The organism is Pseudomonas tolaasii NCPPB 2192, from assembly GCF_002813445.1.
Lineage (GTDB): Bacteria > Pseudomonadota > Gammaproteobacteria > Pseudomonadales > Pseudomonadaceae > Aquipseudomonas > Aquipseudomonas tolaasii.
Map to the genome: position 1 here is coordinate 5,509,751 of NZ_PHHD01000001.1, position 14,451 is coordinate 5,524,201.

16 protein-coding genes are annotated in these 14,451 nt (G+C 59.7%); 5 read left to right on the top strand and 11 right to left on the bottom strand.

The window, feature by feature from the left end; translation table 11 throughout:
* Positions 1 to 143: 143 nt before the first annotated feature.
* The 6 genes from ATI14_RS25150 to ATI14_RS25175 all read right to left on the bottom strand — a co-directional run bounded on the left by ATI14_RS25150 (position 144) and on the right by ATI14_RS25175 (position 6,134).
* On the bottom strand, positions 144 to 404 hold the full coding sequence (locus ATI14_RS25150; RefSeq protein WP_016972824.1) for a hypothetical protein: 261 nt from the start codon (positions 402 to 404) through the stop codon (positions 144 to 146).
* 480 nt (positions 405 to 884) lie between these two features.
* Complete coding sequence (locus ATI14_RS25155) at positions 885 to 1,793, bottom strand: helix-turn-helix transcriptional regulator (protein WP_016972825.1); 909 nt, start codon at positions 1,791 to 1,793, stop codon at positions 885 to 887.
* A 36-nt stretch (positions 1,794 to 1,829) separates the two neighbouring features.
* Positions 1,830 to 2,525 carry a fumarylacetoacetate hydrolase family protein gene (locus tag ATI14_RS25160; protein ID WP_016972826.1) on the bottom strand — a complete coding sequence of 232 codons (696 nt, stop codon included), beginning with the start codon at positions 2,523 to 2,525 and terminating at the stop codon, positions 1,830 to 1,832.
* A 105-nt stretch (positions 2,526 to 2,630) separates the two neighbouring features.
* Positions 2,631 to 2,960: a hypothetical protein gene (locus ATI14_RS25165; RefSeq protein ID WP_026082948.1), complete on the bottom strand. Its 330-nt coding sequence runs from the start codon at positions 2,958 to 2,960 to the stop codon at positions 2,631 to 2,633.
* A 90-nt stretch (positions 2,961 to 3,050) separates the two neighbouring features.
* Positions 3,051 to 5,543: a TonB-dependent siderophore receptor gene (locus ATI14_RS25170; RefSeq protein ID WP_016972828.1), complete on the bottom strand. Its 2,493-nt coding sequence runs from the start codon at positions 5,541 to 5,543 to the stop codon at positions 3,051 to 3,053.
* A 153-nt stretch (positions 5,544 to 5,696) separates the two neighbouring features.
* Complete coding sequence (locus ATI14_RS25175; protein ID WP_080520033.1) at positions 5,697 to 6,134, bottom strand: DUF3995 domain-containing protein; 438 nt, start codon at positions 6,132 to 6,134, stop codon at positions 5,697 to 5,699.
* Between the two features lie 93 nt (positions 6,135 to 6,227).
* Here ATI14_RS25175 and ATI14_RS25180 point away from each other — a divergent pair, with 93 nt between their 5' ends.
* The gene (locus ATI14_RS25180) at positions 6,228 to 6,617 is read left to right on the top strand and encodes a DUF2946 domain-containing protein (RefSeq protein ID WP_016972829.1); all 390 of its coding nucleotides are present in this window, start codon (positions 6,228 to 6,230) and stop codon (positions 6,615 to 6,617) included.
* Between the two features lie 92 nt (positions 6,618 to 6,709).
* On the top strand, positions 6,710 to 8,836 hold the full coding sequence (locus ATI14_RS25185) for a TonB-dependent receptor (protein WP_031320153.1): 2,127 nt from the start codon (positions 6,710 to 6,712) through the stop codon (positions 8,834 to 8,836).
* A gap of 93 nt (positions 8,837 to 8,929) precedes the next feature.
* On the opposite strand, the gene ATI14_RS25190 is transcribed toward ATI14_RS25185, so the two are convergent.
* Both ATI14_RS25190 and ATI14_RS25195 read right to left on the bottom strand, forming a co-directional pair.
* The gene (locus ATI14_RS25190) at positions 8,930 to 9,946 is read right to left on the bottom strand and encodes an ABC transporter substrate-binding protein (RefSeq protein WP_016972831.1); all 1,017 of its coding nucleotides are present in this window, start codon (positions 9,944 to 9,946) and stop codon (positions 8,930 to 8,932) included.
* A 133-nt stretch (positions 9,947 to 10,079) separates the two neighbouring features.
* On the bottom strand, positions 10,080 to 10,529 hold the full coding sequence (locus tag ATI14_RS25195; protein WP_026082950.1) for a hypothetical protein: 450 nt from the start codon (positions 10,527 to 10,529) through the stop codon (positions 10,080 to 10,082).
* A 412-nt stretch (positions 10,530 to 10,941) separates the two neighbouring features.
* On the opposite strand from ATI14_RS25195, the gene ATI14_RS25200 reads away from it, so the two are divergent.
* The 3 genes from ATI14_RS25200 to ATI14_RS25210 all read left to right on the top strand — a co-directional run bounded on the left by ATI14_RS25200 (position 10,942) and on the right by ATI14_RS25210 (position 11,870).
* Positions 10,942 to 11,217, top strand: coding sequence for a hypothetical protein (locus ATI14_RS25200; protein WP_016972833.1), 276 nt, complete (start codon positions 10,942 to 10,944; stop codon positions 11,215 to 11,217).
* 112 nt (positions 11,218 to 11,329) lie between these two features.
* A complete protein-coding gene (locus ATI14_RS25205) occupies positions 11,330 to 11,560 on the top strand; it encodes a hypothetical protein (RefSeq protein ID WP_016972834.1) in 231 nt (76 codons plus the stop codon).
* Between the two features lie 73 nt (positions 11,561 to 11,633).
* Complete coding sequence (locus ATI14_RS25210) at positions 11,634 to 11,870, top strand: DUF2789 domain-containing protein (RefSeq protein WP_016972835.1); 237 nt, start codon at positions 11,634 to 11,636, stop codon at positions 11,868 to 11,870.
* Between the two features lie 6 nt (positions 11,871 to 11,876).
* Here ATI14_RS25210 and ATI14_RS25215 read toward each other — a convergent pair whose 3' ends face one another.
* From ATI14_RS25215 to ATI14_RS25225, 3 genes are all read right to left on the bottom strand, one after another.
* Positions 11,877 to 12,080, bottom strand: coding sequence for a hypothetical protein (locus ATI14_RS25215; protein WP_016972836.1), 204 nt, complete (start codon positions 12,078 to 12,080; stop codon positions 11,877 to 11,879).
* 115 nt (positions 12,081 to 12,195) lie between these two features.
* On the bottom strand, positions 12,196 to 13,812 hold the full coding sequence (locus ATI14_RS25220) for a methyl-accepting chemotaxis protein (protein WP_418330456.1): 1,617 nt from the start codon (positions 13,810 to 13,812) through the stop codon (positions 12,196 to 12,198).
* Between the two features lie 160 nt (positions 13,813 to 13,972).
* Positions 13,973 to 14,377, bottom strand: coding sequence for a TraR/DksA family transcriptional regulator (locus tag ATI14_RS25225; RefSeq protein WP_010564800.1), 405 nt, complete (start codon positions 14,375 to 14,377; stop codon positions 13,973 to 13,975).
* Between the last annotated feature and the right edge of the window lie 74 nt (positions 14,378 to 14,451).

Below are 14,451 nucleotides of genomic sequence, written 5' to 3' on the forward strand. Positions count from 1 at the left end.
GGATTAAAAACGGTGTAAGTCATTCAATAACCACATGTTTTTCAGGGTAGTCAACGCAATAAGTGCCACTTTTTGGTGCAAGTTGCGCTCATAAGGCATTGCACTTTGCTTATGCAATTCCATTATTTAAATAGGGTTATTGATTATAACGGTGCGGATGTTTTGGAATAACGCGCCTTTAATTCCTCACAGGTAAGTCCCGGCTCGAGGTTGCCCGGGATTGTGGCACGCGCAATGTTTTCAACGTGTCGGCACAGTGCCAACTGCTCGCTGGCTTGCTCCCGTTGTTGGTCAACCTGGGCATTGAGCCGCACGAAATAGGCGCCCAGCAGCACCGCGACGCACACCACCCCGATCACAAAGTAGCGGGCGTTATCGGAGGCTGACGGTTCTGGCAGGCTCATGGCACTAGCGCGCCCTGCGCTTTTGGTCGCGCACGGGGTCACCGTCGTCCTCGTTCGCCAGGCGAATAAGCATTTGCATACTGTCCTCCAGGGTGGGAAGCGCAATTGTATGCAAATAGAAACATATCGATTGTCGTGGATTTGTAAAAGTGAGCCCGGCACGACCGCCCTGCCGGTGGAGATCATTCAAACGTCACAGCCCCCGTGGGGGAATTGTCGAGCTTTAGCGAGGCTGCGATGGCGGTGAGTCAGGTGGCCTCTGTGTTGGCAGTGCGCCGCCTTCGCAGGCAAGCCAGCTCCCACATTTGACGGCATTTCAAAGAATGGACGCGGTCGCCTGTGGGAGCTGTCGAGCTTTAGCGAGGCTGCGATGGCGGTGGGTCAGATGGCCTCTGTGTTGGCAGTGCCGCCGCCTTCGCAAGCAAGCCAGCTCCCACAATTGACCGCATTTCAAAAAGTGGACGCGGTCGCCTGTGGGAGCTACAACGGTTGCGCCTGTTGCTGGCGACGGAACTGCCCCGGCGCCAGGCCGTGGGCCTTGCGGAAACAGCGGGAAAAGTAGGCTTCGTCGGTAAACCCGCAGCGCAGGGCTATTACGCCAATCATCTGCGCACTGTTGAGCAACAAGGTGCGCGCCAGTTGCATGCGTCGGTCGAGCACCAGTTGGGAGAACGGTTTACCGGTTTCCTTTCGCAGCAGATGGGTCAGGTAGTTCGGCGACAAAAAGGCAGCGGCGGCCGCATCGCTCAGGTTGAGGCCGGGCTCGTGCACATGCTCGCGAATATAGCCCTGCACGCGCGCCAAGGCATCCTTGCGCCCGCGCCGGGTGGCGTTGGTGGCGGCGTACGCCTGCAGGGGTTCGGCGTACTGTTCGCAGACCAGGCCAATCAGTTGAAACAGATAGCCCTTGAGCCGCTCGCGGGCGCCGAAGGTGCGCTGGGCGTCCAGCGTGCGCATGTGCGCGAGCCACGTCTGCACTTCGCCAAAGGCTGCATCCTCAAGGATGAAGTCCAACTGCTCCTGAAAGCGAAACGGCGAAAGCTCCGGCGCCTGGCCGATGGGAATATCTTCAAGGTCCAACGGATCGCAGGTCAGCTGCGGCAGGAAAAACGCCTGGCTGAAGTTGATCAGCATGAACTCACCGTCCTCAGGATGGGGAATCACATGCAGTCGGTGGGGCAGAATGAAAGCCAGCGCCTTGCGCGGAAACGGCCGCAAGGCGCCACCGATGTGTTGCACGGTGTCACCGCCGAGGTTGATCTGGATCTGGAAATACTCATGCCGATGGGGACTGGTCAGCGCCGCCCGCCCGCGTTTGTCGCGGATGTAAAAATCAGGGCGGTCGCTGCGTTGTTCCATGCCATAAGTGGTGACGCGGGTGCCGGGCATAAAGATCTCTCGATTGGCCTGGTCACCACTTTAGCCTCAACCCTTGCTGAGGGTGAAACTCAACTCACCGATGCCTTCAATACCCGCCGTAACCACGTCCCCAGGCTGCAACACGCCGACGCCTGCAGGCGTTCCGGTGAAAATCAGGTCGCCAGCCTTGAGGGCCACGGATTTTGAGGCATGGCTGATCACTTCGCTGACGGACCAGATCTGGTCAGCCAGGTCGCCGATCTGGCGCTGCTGGCCATTGACCTTCAACCAGATGGCCCCGGTGGACGGGTGCCCGATGGCGCTGACCGGCTGCAATGCCGTGCTCGGCGCCGACTCATCAAAGGCCTTGCCCCATTCCCACGGCCGCGCGAGCTTTTTCGCCTGGGTTTGCAAGTCGCGCCGGGTCAGATCAATGCCGACACCGTAACCCCAGATATGGGAAAGCGCCTCTTCAGGGCTGATATCCACCCCGCCCTTGCCGATGGCCACCACCAGTTCCACTTCATGGTGCAGGTCGGCAGTCAGCGGCGGATAAGCAATCACGCCTTCCGCCGGCACCACCGCATCCGCCGGTTTCATAAAGAAGAACGGCGGCTCGCGGTCCGGGTCGTGCCCCATTTCCCGGGAGTGCTCGCCGTAGTTGCGACCCACGCAAAACACGCGGCGCAGCGGAAAACGTGCGTCACTGCCCTGAATCGCCAGGGACGGGGTTTGCGCGGGGGTGAATACGTAATCAGTCATGGCCTGTGCCTCTTCGTTTACCTGGCGCCAGTATGGAGACGGGCGCCAGGGCAAAGTTGGACGGGCTTACACAGATTTTGCACTGACCGGTGCAAATCGAAGGTGCTATTTGCGCGCGACTTTATAGCGCAGGCAATCCTGATAGAAACTCTGGCGAATCGCCTCGGGCTTGAGCCGCGAACGGCTGTCGTAGGTCTGCTCGGTGATGCCCATGGCCATCATGCGCATCCACGACTTGCTGAACTTGAGGGTCTGGATCTTCTGCCGGGCGGCATACAGCGACACCCCCGACAGTTTGAGTTCCTGGGCCCTGGCGGCCGTACCGGCGCCCCAACTGCACATGTACTTGTCACCCTCGCGCAGCTCCCGTGCCTGCACGGCAGCCGCGCCGCCCGCCAATGAGCAGGCGATCAGCATGATTCCCACAGAGCGCATTTGCTTCCTCACCTAACCACCTGAAAATAAAAGTGATTCTGGCGAGATTTTTGTTACAAAGGGGCCATTAAATTGCCTTATCCGTGTGTGTCACCACTGATAAGTCGCACTCGCCTGCACCGTGCGCTGCGAGCCATACCAGCACCACGAGTAGGAGTAGCACGAAGCCACATATTCCTTGTTTGCCAGGTTGGTGGCATTCAGCGCCAGGCGCAGGTTGTCTTTGGGGTTGGCGATATTCGGGATGTCGTAGTGCACCGCCGCATCCACCAGCGTGTAGCCCGGCACTTTCAGGGTGTTGGCGGTATCACCCCAGGACGAGCCCACGTAACGTGCCCCTGCGCCCATGCCGAAGCCTTTGAGCTGGCCATCATGGAAGGTGTAATCCGCCCAGGCCGACGCGGTATGGCGCGGCACGCCGTAGGTGGTGGTGCCTTTGACCGGGATCGCCGGGCCGGTGCCGATGTCGCTGATCGGCGCATATTGCACGGTGCTGTTGGACTTGCTCGCACGGTTGTCCAGATAGGCATAGGCCGCCGTGATGTCGAGGTTATCGTTCAGGCTGGCCTTGCCTTCCAGCTCAAAGCCACGGGATTGCTGTTCGCCGTCCTGAATGCTGCAGCGCCCGTTGCCGCACAGGTGCGTCGGGTCCGGGTCCATGGTTGGCACGTTGCTCTGGCGCAGGTCGAAAATCGCTGCGGTGATAAAGCTGTTGCTGCCTGGCGGCTGATATTTGATGCCGATTTCATACTGTTTGCCCTCGGTCGGCTTGAACACCGAACCGCCGTAGCCGGTACCCGACTGCGGGTTGAACGACTCGGCATAACTGGCATACGGCGCCAGGCCGTTATCGAACAGATACACCAGCCCCACGCGGCCGGTGAAGGCCTTGCTGTCCAGCGAGGACTTGCTCTTGGCGCCGCTGCTGAGGGTTTTGGTGGTGCTGTCGGTGCTGGCCCAGTCATAACGGCCGCCGAGCAGCAGTACCCATTGGTCCCACTTCATCTGCTCCTGCAAATAGACACCGGTCTGCTCACTGCGTGAGGTGGCGTCAGTGCTGAAAGCAGGTGTGACGACCGGCGCGCCATAGACCGGGTCGAAGATATCCAGGGTCGGACCTTTGCCATAACCGGTCTTGGTGTCTGTGGTGATGTTCTGGTAATCGAGGCCCGTCAACAGCGTGTGCTGCAACGGCCCGGTGTCGAATTTGGCCTGCAGTTGGTTGTCGAGGGTATAGGCGTCCATATCGACATCAGCAGCGATGGTCGAACGGTTGGAGGTGCGGTAATCGGCCTGCAAGTTGCTGTTGTAAATGCTGCGATAGATACCTTCGGCGCGCATATAGCGGGCGTTCTGGCGCACGGTCCACACATCGTTGAAGTGGTGTTCGAAGGCGTAGCCCAATGAGTAATGTTCGCGGTCGCTTTTCTCGAAGCGCTTTTCGCCGTCGTAGAAATCCACGTCGATCTTATGCCCGGTGGGGCTGCGCAGCACCGAACCCCAGGCGGGCACCGAGCCGTAGGACGCGCCTTGAGGATCCTTCTGAAAATGCCCGAGCAGGGTCAGCGAGGTGGCATCGTCCGGTCGCCAGGTGAAGGCGCTGGACAGCGATTGGCGACGCGTTTCGGTGTGCTGAACCTGACCGTCGGCGTCATCGAAAAGGCCTGCCACTCGGTAGGAATAAATACCCTGATCGTCGATCGGGCCGCTCAGATCGAAGGTGGTGCGCTTCTTGTTGAAGGTGCCGTACTCCACGCCAATCTCATGAAAAGGCGTGTCCAGCGGTCGCTTGGTGACCATATTGATCACTCCGCTCGGCGTGCCCTGCCCGTAGAGCACCGAAGCCGGGCCGCGCAGCACTTCGACACGCTCCAGGTCGAACGCGTCCTTTTGCGGCGAAGCGTCTCGGCTGGACGGCAAGCGCAGGCCGTCAAGGTAAGTCGCGGGCGCGAAGCCGCGGATGGTCAACTGGTCGAGCCGCGAAGCCGTGGCGCCACGGGTTTCCGGGACCACGGCAGCGCTGTAACGCAGGATCTGGTTGAGGCTTTCGGCGTTTTGCGCGCGCATCTGGTCTTTGGTGACGATGGAAATCGACTGCGGCGTCTCGATCAGCGCGGTGTCGGTCTTGGTGCCCGACAAGCTACGCGTGGCCACATAGCCCACTACAGGGCCGGTGGGGCTTTCGCTTTGATACGCGCCGTTGATGGTCGTGGCCTGCAACTCCATGGCGCCACCGCTATCCGGAATGGGTTCCAGCCGGTAGCGATCAGCGGAAATCTTCAACGCCTGCAAGCCGCTGCCAGCCAACAGCCGAGTCAACGCCACGTCGGTGTCGAACTGCCCGCTCAACCCGTTGCTGTGCTTGCCCCGGGCCAAGCTCGCATCAAACGCCAGCACCAGCCCCGCCTGCTCGGCGAGGCTATTGAGCGCCTGGCTCAAGTCCCCGGCGGGAATCGAGAAACGGCGCACGGCACTGATGTTCTCTTCTGCAAAGGAAGACTCAACGGTGAGCAACGGCACGGCGGCAAAGGCGAACGCCACTGACAGGGCCAGTGGGTGCAAGGGACGAGCAAGGCGCGACATGGGAAATCCTGCGTAATAGAGGTTCTATTAACAGTGACGGCCCAGTCTGGAAATCGGGCAAGGATGAGAGTGGTTTTTATTTGTGCGGCTTTCTCGCAGTGAGTCGGGTCGCTTTCTTGTGTAGTCCGGCGGGCCAGCCGTTGGGCGCCAGGTTTAAGCCCACGCCACCACCAACAACCCCACCCCCAACAACAAACACAACGGCGAATAAAAATATGTATCCAGCCGCGCAAACCTCGACCCGCCCACTTTCTTGAAAAACCCCACCAACTCCGAATCCCCAATGGCCCTGGCAAACATCACCAGTGCAATCGCGCTGATCCCCCACTGCAGGGCCCCATGGGAAACCGGCGAGAAATACAGCCCGGCGCGCAAGCAGACGAGCAAGGCAATTGCGACCAACCCCAACGCCACCAGAAACGTGCCCAGTGCCGAAGGCTTGAACGCGGGTCTTGGGCCTCTGGCGAACTCGCCCGGTAATTGTGGAATGGCCGCCAGGCTGCCAAGCTTGCCGCCCGCCGCCCAGTACAAATGCACCATGCTGATGCAGGCAAACACCCCCACAATCCATCGCGCGATGACAAAGCTCATGGCTGACGCTCCCTGAAAATGTGCGAATGAGGATAGTCGCCCTGAGATTTTTTGTAGGCATTTCGTCGGCAGCTGATGGTAAAGTGCCGCCCCATGAAAATCGCCCGTGCCGACCGTTCGCTCATTGCCTGGATGCTTTATTGCTGCGTCCTGTTCAATGTATTCGCGTGCAGTATTGGCCATGGGCAGATGCTGGGGATGCAGCTCAATGGCATCGGTGGTCAGTTCTGTACCGTCGACCCGCGCACCCAGGCGCCCGCCTCGACCAACACCTCCGATGAAAACCTGCCGACCCTGGCCAAGGCCTTTGGTTGCCCGCTGTGTTCCACCGGCGGCATGGGCCCGGCGCTCAGTTCCAGCCTGAATGTGGCGGTGCTGCCACAACCCCATGCACCGCCTCCGGCGGTGGTGCTTGCCGCTGACATCCCTGCCCGTTTCACCTGGCCCACGGCCAACCCGCGCGCGCCTCCCGCTTTCGCCTGACTCTTCGCTTTCCGATCCGCACCGGCCTCCGTTCCCATTGAGGAACAGGGATGGCTGTGCGTTGTTTCAGCCAAGTTTTTCAGGATTCAACCATGAAACATTTACCCCTGTTGGCAGGCCTGTTCGGCTGCCTGCCCGTCTGCACCTGGGCGATTGAACTGGCCCCTACCACCATTGATGGCGAGCAAAGCGCCGAGCCCGGACTGACCCTGGATCAACCCAGCGGCATGGCGTCGCGCCTGGGCTTGAGCGTGCGGGAAACCCCGGCGTCAGTGGCCATCGCCACACGCAATGATATCGAGCGCCATGGCGCCAAGACCTTCCGCGATGCGGCCAACACCCTGCCTGGTGTCAACGCCAGCGCACCGCCGGGGTTTGGCGGTTTTGTGTCCTATCGCGGGTTTACCAGCAGCCAGATCACCCAGATGTTCAACGGTATCAACGTCGCCACGGGCCTGGCCCGGCCAGTGGATGCGTGGATTTACGACCGGGTTGAGCTGGTGGGCGGCCCCTCCTCCCTGATCAACGGCGCCGGTTCCGTAGGCGGCTCGCTGAACTACGTGACCAAACTGGCGACCCGTGAGGAACAGGCCGCCAAAGGCCAGCTCACCTATGGCAGCTACGACACGGCGGGCATGGCCTTTGGCCTGAATCACGCCCTGACCGAGCCGGGTGCCGATGTACAGCACTACGCGCGCCTGGACGTGAGCCGCAACACCAACCACAGCTACATCGACCGCGACCAGCGTGATGCCTGGAGTGTGGCGTTTTCCCTGCTCAGTGATTTGACGCCCGACCTGTCCCATACCCTGGCGCTGGAATATCAGGATGAACACGAGGACAGCCCCTACTGGGGCACGCCGGTCCTCAACCCCAAGGCCGGCGAGCTGAAGATCGACAGGCACAACCGCTTCAACAACTACAACGTCGCCGATGGCCGTTACGAACAACGCACCCTCTGGATGCGCTCGATCATCGACTACCGGATCAACGACAGCACCACGCTGAAAAACACGCTGTATCACCTGGACAGCCAGCGCGATTACCGCAACCTGGAGACTTACCAGTACAACGCGGACAACAGCGCGGTGAATCGCTCGACCGCCTACCAAGTACGCCATCAAGGTGAGCAGAACGGCAACCAGTTCGAGCTGCGTCACGACGACAGTTTCTTCGGCCTTTCGACGACCTGGTCCGGCGGCTTTGAATACAAGGTCAACAGCACCACCAACAACCCCTTGAATGTACCGGGCAACAGCACGGTGGATCCAAACAACTACAACCCCGGGCACTTCTATGACATTCCGGGCACTCGCCCGGGCTTCGTCAAGGACAAGACCAACGCCGTCACCACCAAAGCGCTGTTCGTAGAGAATCGCCTGGGCCTGACCGACAAATTGTCGCTGCTGACCGGCTTGCGCTATGACGCCATCGACCTGGATGTCACCAACCATCGCGTGGTTACGGTCACCAACCCGCGCCACTTCAAGCGCAGCTGGGAGCCGGTCACCGGTCGCGTGGGGCTGACCTACCAGTTCATTCCATCGGCCAATGTGTATGTGCAATACAGCACTGCCGCCGAGCAACCTTCGACCACGACGCAGGTGTTTGACGTGTCGACCGGCAAGCAGTGGGAGGTGGGCAGCAAGTTCGACTATCTGGACGGGCGTGGCTCGGCCACCGTCGCCGCCTACAGGATCGAACGCAAGGATTTTGCCGTCACCGACCCGCTGGACCCGAACAACAGCATTCCCGTAGGCGCGCAGACGTCGAAGGGCATTGAGCTGGCCAGTTCATTGCGCATCACGCCCACGTTATTGGCTGAAGGCAACTTCGCCTGGGTGGATGCCGAGTACGACGACTTCAACGAGAAAATCGCCAGCGGTGCCGTGGTTTCGCGCAAAGGCAACACGCCGACGAACGTGCCCAAGCGCGTGGGTAATCTGTGGCTGACCTACGATTTCGCCGAAGACTGGCAAGGCGGTGTGGACGCACGGTACGTGGCCGAGGTGTATGCCGACAACGCCAACACTCAGACGGTACCGGCCTACACGCTGTTCGGAACTTTCCTGCGCTACAAGGTGGACTCGCACACCTCGGTAACGGGGCGTGTGCGCAACTTGACGAATGAGGTGTATGCCGAGTTTGCGCATGTGTCGCCGGCTTACTACCTGGGGGCGCCGAGGACGTTTGAGGTGGCGGTGCAGACCCGGTTCTAAGGCTGGAATGCATAAAAATGTGGGAGCGGGCAAGCCCGCTCCCACACAAGCCAGCTCCCACATTCGGAGCTGCACTTGTATTCGAGGTTTAAGTTACTTCAAGCCCGCCTCAACCTTCTGCGCGACATCGTCCGTCAACCACGCCTTCCACACCTCGGGATGGTCCTTGAGAAAGGCCTGCGCAACTTCACGCGGCGGCGTGTGATTCTCGCTCATCGCCGCCAACGCCTTGTTCAGCGGATCAATCGGAAACTGCACCTTGGTAAAGAACGCGGCAATCTGCGGATGCTCTTGCTGGAACGGCGTCGACACACCAATGCTCAGCTTGGACGCCAGCGAACGTGTCGGCCTTGGGTTGGGGTTATCCGCATCGGTCAGGGTCTTCCAGGCATCGGCGTCAAACGGCGGCTCTTCCAGTTGGACCAACTTGTAACGGCCCATCAACGGCGTGGGCGACCAGTAATAGAAGAGCACCGGCTTGCCTCGGCGGATCGACGAGGCGATCTCGGCATCCAGCGCCGCACCCGAGCCGCTGCGGAAATTCACATAGCTGTCGTTCAGGCCGTAAGCCTTGAGCTTCTGCGCGTTGACGACTTCGGAGGTCCATCCGATCGGGCTATTGAGGAAGCGCCCCTTGCCGGGAGATTCGGGGTCTTTGAACACGTCCTTGTAGCGCGCCAGGTCCTGTACGGTTTTCAGGTCCGGTGCCAAGGGCTTGAGGCCTTTGGACGGGTCGCCCTTGATCACGTATTCCGGCACCCACCAGCCTTCCGTTGCCCCCTTGACCGTGTCGCCAAGGCCCAGCACCTTGCCTTCGGCTTCGGCCTTGATCCAGACCGGGCTGCGGCCGGCCCACTCCTCACCGATCACCTGAATGTCATTTTTCGCCAGGGCGGTTTCCAGGGTGATGGTGGTACCGGGCAAGGTGTCGGTGGGCAGGTCGTAGCCCTTCTCGACGATAAACCGCAGTACCTCGGTGATCAGGCTGCCGCTTTCCCAGTTCAGGTCGGCGAAATGCACCGGCGCCTGGGCGGCGGATACCGGCAGTGACGCCACCGACAGGCTCAAGGTCGTCAGGGACGCGGCCAACAGGGTTCTCAATCCTTTCATGCTTTTTGCACCTCGCGTGTTCGCAGCACTGGCGGAGGGCTTTGCTGCTGATGCGCGAAGCCTCTGAATAGTTAAGTCAACTCAACTGTAGTAGAGGTTCCGGGAGAGCAGGCTTGCACAGCAAGTTTATGAATTACTCGCTGGCCTTGAACGTGACGAGTTCACCCTTGCGCCACTTGGCAGCCTTGCCGGTGACGGCCTTGAGGGTTTTGGTCAAGCCTTCCTGCAATTGCTCGTGGGCTGCGAACACCAACATCACGCTGTGGCCTTCCTTGAACACGATGCCCTGGCCTTCTGCCGAAGAAACAAAGGCGTAATCGCCCAGGCCATAGACCGTCAACTTGATGTCACGAAACTTCAATTCGAACTTGCCGCCTTCACGGCTGGGCAACACGGCTGCACGAAAGTGATCGCCAACCTTGAGTTCGAGACGGGGTTTGTCATCCACCACCAGCGCCGTTTCGGTATCGATCTCGGCAATATAGATGCCTTCCGGCGTCTGTTCAGTGATGTAAACAAAACGGGATTGAAACTGTTTGACCAACTTTGCGCGCAAATCACCCAGCACGAATAACGCGTGCATATCCAGATTACTGACTGCCAAGGAAACGCCCCCACATCAAAAAGAGCGCTGACCACCGGAGCGGGCAGCACAAAAAAACGGCCCAGCGGGCACGATCACACAACACATGCTTTAAAAAACTGAAGAAGATCCCTTGCTGCGCCGTAAGACTAGTACAGGCATGCGTGATGGACCTTGTGAAAGGTCATCAGGCATCACAGGAAATCACAGGTTCACCGGTCCGAGAATACGAGCCGGCCCGCTTCAGAGAATAACCCAGTTAAAAACGCAGCTTCCGACAGCCGTCACAGCCTAAAACACTTGGTCTGGAACCAGCCGCGGGCTGCCGGCAACAATACTAAAACAGCAACGCGGGTCAAAACCACCCGAAACGCTGCGGGTGACCAACACGATCGATCGACAGGAGCTGACCATGCAACCACGTCAACACGCCGCCATGTCTTCCCGCACTCGTACATTTGGCCAAGACGAGCGCCAATATTACTGCCTGAACAGCGACAGCGGGTACTCCAATTCTGTTCTTTACCAAGTTGTACCCGCCGGACGCAATTTCTTTCATATTCTCGAGGTGACCAGCGGCAGGATCAAAGGCTTTCGCAGCAACCACATCCAGGCCTGCAAACTGGCCAGAGAGCTGGAAGCCGGCCTGCATGCGCTCCACGGTGCAATCGTTTCGTCACCTGGCTGACATTCCCCCGCCGCCGCCGCCCAACAACTGCCATACTGACCCGCCCCACTTCGGGGCCCGGTTTTATCTGTGCAGTTACCTTGATGCGGTTATCTGAAAGGGAAGGCAATACGTGACGGAATTTGATATTGGCGAATTTTTCATCCATGGCGATGCAAGGGAAATAGACGGTGAGTTTCAGGCTGTCATCATCATGCGCGCCAAACCCCCCTTGAAAACCGTCACAACGCACCAGGTGGAGAAAGACCGCTGGTTCAAAACCGTCGACGCCGCGGCACTGGCAGCAAAAGATGCCGCCAAAGCGCTGAAAGCGGCCGTGGACTCCGGTGCGCTCAATTCCTGACAATCCGATAGAACTCTGCCGCGCCACCAGCCTCACATGCATAGCCACCATCACCTTGCATGGAGAACGACCAATGGACGCGCCAATTCCCACCCTTGAAACCCTGTTCGAACAACTGGGCCTGGATTCGACGCCCGAGGCCATCGATGCTTTTATCGTCGCGCATCCGCTGCCTGAAGAAGTCAAGTTGATCGACGCGCCCTTCTGGACGCCACAACAAGCGCAGTTCCTCAAAGAAGAACTGCGTGAAGATGCCGAGTGGGCCATCCCGGTAGACGAGCTGAACCAGCGTCTGCACCAGGCACAATAATCCGCCTCAATGCAGGCTGTCTGACTGTTCGAGCTGCATCAGCGCTTGCCAGGCAGCCCTGCACTCCTCGGCTTCATCGCGGCTGGCGAAGGCCGTGCCGCGTTGCTCGCCATTGAGCAGCACGACCCAACAGGCTTTTTGACCCAGCGCACGCAGGGTTTCGGGTACACCACTGCCGATCATCACGGCCACATCGACCTTGTTTTGCATGGAGCTTCTCCGCAACACTAGTTAGCTTGCTAACAATGTTGATCATGCTACGGTTTTCTGCCAGTTGGAAAAAGCTATCCGCGGAATAGCTCCATTGCATAAACAGCAACAATCCCTAGCGGACCGCCGGTGCCCCTTCCGGTTTATAGCCCAGACGCAACCCGCCCCAATGCCGGCCGTTGACCATGATCGGCACCGACAAATCATGCATCAACTCCCCTGTGTCACGGGTGTAGGTCTGCAACAGCACCGCTTGCTGATGGCTGCCGCAGCGAATGCCGGTGCGGTCTTCGAACTTGCGTTTGGTGCGATTCTGCACCGCGTCGACCTGGGCATCGCCGGTCAGAGCGTGGGAAAACGCCTTGTTATGCGTCGGCACGTAGCCCTGAGGGGTACAGGCAATGGCGAACACCAAGCCTTCATGACGCGGCAATAGCGCTTCCTGAATCGCCGGCAGTACCTCATCGGTATAACCGTCAAAACGCGTGTGGTATTTGCTCGGGCTGGTGTTGGGGATGGGCGTGTAGCTGCGATCAAACAGGTCTTCCTGGCTGATACGGCGTTGCAGCACGTCAGCCTCGAACTGTTGGGCAATGCGACTGGCACCTTCGCGGGCCAGGTCGTAGATGCGCTGGTGATAATCGTCCAGGCCGACTTCGGCCAGGCGTTCACTGATGGTTTCCGCCTGCCCCTCCATTTGTACGGCTACATCGGCCAGTTGGCGGGTCTGCTGGTCGCTGACCGACAAATCGCTGCGCATCTGCTCCACGGCGTGAAACAGACTGTCGAGTTGCGTGCGGTTGGTATCAGTGCCCTGGGCGATTTCATTGACCTGCCCTTCTACATCCGCCGCCAGACTCGCGATGCTTTCCAACTGCTCGCCAGCGTGCTCCACCTGTTCAACCCCCGTGTGCAGGTCTGTCGACAGTTGGCGAATCTGCTCCACCACCTGCGCGGTGCGCTGCTGGATATCGGCGACCATTACCCCGACTTCATCGGTGGCCGTGGCCGTGCGCCCGGCCAGGCCACGGACTTCGTCAGCCACCACCGCAAAGCCGCGGCCATGCTCACCGGCGCGTGCCGCTTCAATGGCCGCGTTCAATGCCAGCAGGTTGGTCTGGCTGGCGATGGATTGGATCACCAGCGTGACGCGCTGGATTTCTTCACTGCGCTGGCTCAGCGCCTCAATCAGTTCGCGGCTGGCATTCGCACGCTGGCTGAGCTGATGCATGCGCGTGATCGACTGGGCCAGCACTTCGCGCCCCTCGGTGCTGCGCTGGTGAGCCTGACTCGCCGCGCCCAATGCCTGACGACTGAGCTGTGAGGTCACCTGCTCGGTGCCGATCATGACCTCGGCGCTGCTGACAATCTGCTTCGCCGCACTCAATTGCGATTGCAACCGCGCCGCCAATTGCTTGACCGAATAGGCCACGCCGGCGGCCGACAACGCATTGTGGCTGGTGGTATAGGACAGGTCGCGAGTCAGCTCGCCCATGGCATCCACGGCCTGGGAAGGCGTCTCACGCGGCGCGCGGTGTTTTAAGGAAGGCAGCCAGACCACCAGCAATATCACCGGCAGGCATACATAGAGCGGCAAGCCGGCAAACGCCAGGCCCAGCAGTACCAGCACCAGGGCGGTGCTCTGCAGAAGCGGCGTGAGCCAGCCGGGCAGCGTGCGCGCCACCGTGTGTGGTGGCACTGCTGCGCCCATCAGAGATCCGTCTCCAGCCATCGTTGTTACCCCACTGCTTGTCGTTATTGTTTCTGCATTAAACGCCACTATCTAGCCATTATCCATGGGCCTTTGGTGGGGTAGCTTGCAGCAGATCAATAGACGTGGGTGTAACCGGTGTTTCCAGGGCACCGCAAAGGCAGTGCCCAGCTTCAGCGCATCAGGCCTGGCGCTGGTGCTTGTCGATTTGCTCGTGGCGTTCTTGCGCTTCGATGCAGTACTTGGTGGTCGGGCTGATCAGCAGGCGCTTGAGGCCGATAGGCTCGCCGCTGTCATCACACCAGCCAAAGGAATCTTCCTTGATGCGCTCCAGTGCGCGCTCAAGCTGCGGCAGCATGCGCTGGTCGCGGTCGATGGCGTTTACCAGCCAGGTACGCTCTTCTTCGACGGAAGCAGCGTCAGCCGGGTCGGCCGGGGTGTCCAGGCTTTCAATGGCGATGCGGTTCTGTTCAATGCGCTCGTGGTGTTCCACTTTCATGTCTTGCAGCAATTGCTCAAAAAAAGCGTGCTGTTCGGCATTCATGTAGTCATCCGCCGGCATGGCCAGCAACTTTTCCTTTGTCATTGATTTCTCTATAAAAAATACGTGCATTAAGGCGAATAAGGGAGCGTTCCGGCCGACCTCTGCAGGTCTCGGAA

Excerpts from the sequence above, each read along its gene's own strand:
- ATI14_RS25190 (WP_016972831.1), bottom strand. The coding sequence starts at position 9,946 with ATGAAAGGATTGAGAACCCTGTTGGCCGCGTCCCTGACGACCTTGAGC.
- ATI14_RS25185 (WP_031320153.1), top strand. The coding sequence starts at position 6,710 with ATGAAACATTTACCCCTGTTGGCAGGCCTGTTCGGCTGCCTGCCCGTC.
- ATI14_RS25200 (WP_016972833.1), top strand. The coding sequence starts at position 10,942 with ATGCAACCACGTCAACACGCCGCCATGTCTTCCCGCACTCGTACATTT.
- ATI14_RS25170 (WP_016972828.1), bottom strand. The coding sequence starts at position 5,543 with ATGTCGCGCCTTGCTCGTCCCTTGCACCCACTGGCCCTGTCAGTGGCG.
- ATI14_RS25225 (WP_010564800.1), bottom strand. The coding sequence starts at position 14,377 with ATGACAAAGGAAAAGTTGCTGGCCATGCCGGCGGATGACTACATGAAT.
- ATI14_RS25160 (WP_016972826.1), bottom strand. The coding sequence starts at position 2,525 with ATGACTGATTACGTATTCACCCCCGCGCAAACCCCGTCCCTGGCGATT.
- ATI14_RS25165 (WP_026082948.1), bottom strand. The coding sequence starts at position 2,960 with ATGCGCTCTGTGGGAATCATGCTGATCGCCTGCTCATTGGCGGGCGGC.
- ATI14_RS25150 (WP_016972824.1), bottom strand. The coding sequence starts at position 404 with ATGAGCCTGCCAGAACCGTCAGCCTCCGATAACGCCCGCTACTTTGTG.
- ATI14_RS25155 (WP_016972825.1), bottom strand. The coding sequence starts at position 1,793 with ATGCCCGGCACCCGCGTCACCACTTATGGCATGGAACAACGCAGCGAC.
- ATI14_RS25215 (WP_016972836.1), bottom strand. The coding sequence starts at position 12,080 with ATGCAAAACAAGGTCGATGTGGCCGTGATGATCGGCAGTGGTGTACCC.
- ATI14_RS25210 (WP_016972835.1), top strand. The coding sequence starts at position 11,634 with ATGGACGCGCCAATTCCCACCCTTGAAACCCTGTTCGAACAACTGGGC.
- ATI14_RS25175 (WP_080520033.1), bottom strand. The coding sequence starts at position 6,134 with ATGAGCTTTGTCATCGCGCGATGGATTGTGGGGGTGTTTGCCTGCATC.
- ATI14_RS25220 (WP_418330456.1), bottom strand. The coding sequence starts at position 13,812 with ATGGCTGGAGACGGATCTCTGATGGGCGCAGCAGTGCCACCACACACG.
- ATI14_RS25180 (WP_016972829.1), top strand. The coding sequence starts at position 6,228 with ATGAAAATCGCCCGTGCCGACCGTTCGCTCATTGCCTGGATGCTTTAT.
- ATI14_RS25195 (WP_026082950.1), bottom strand. The coding sequence starts at position 10,529 with ATGCACGCGTTATTCGTGCTGGGTGATTTGCGCGCAAAGTTGGTCAAA.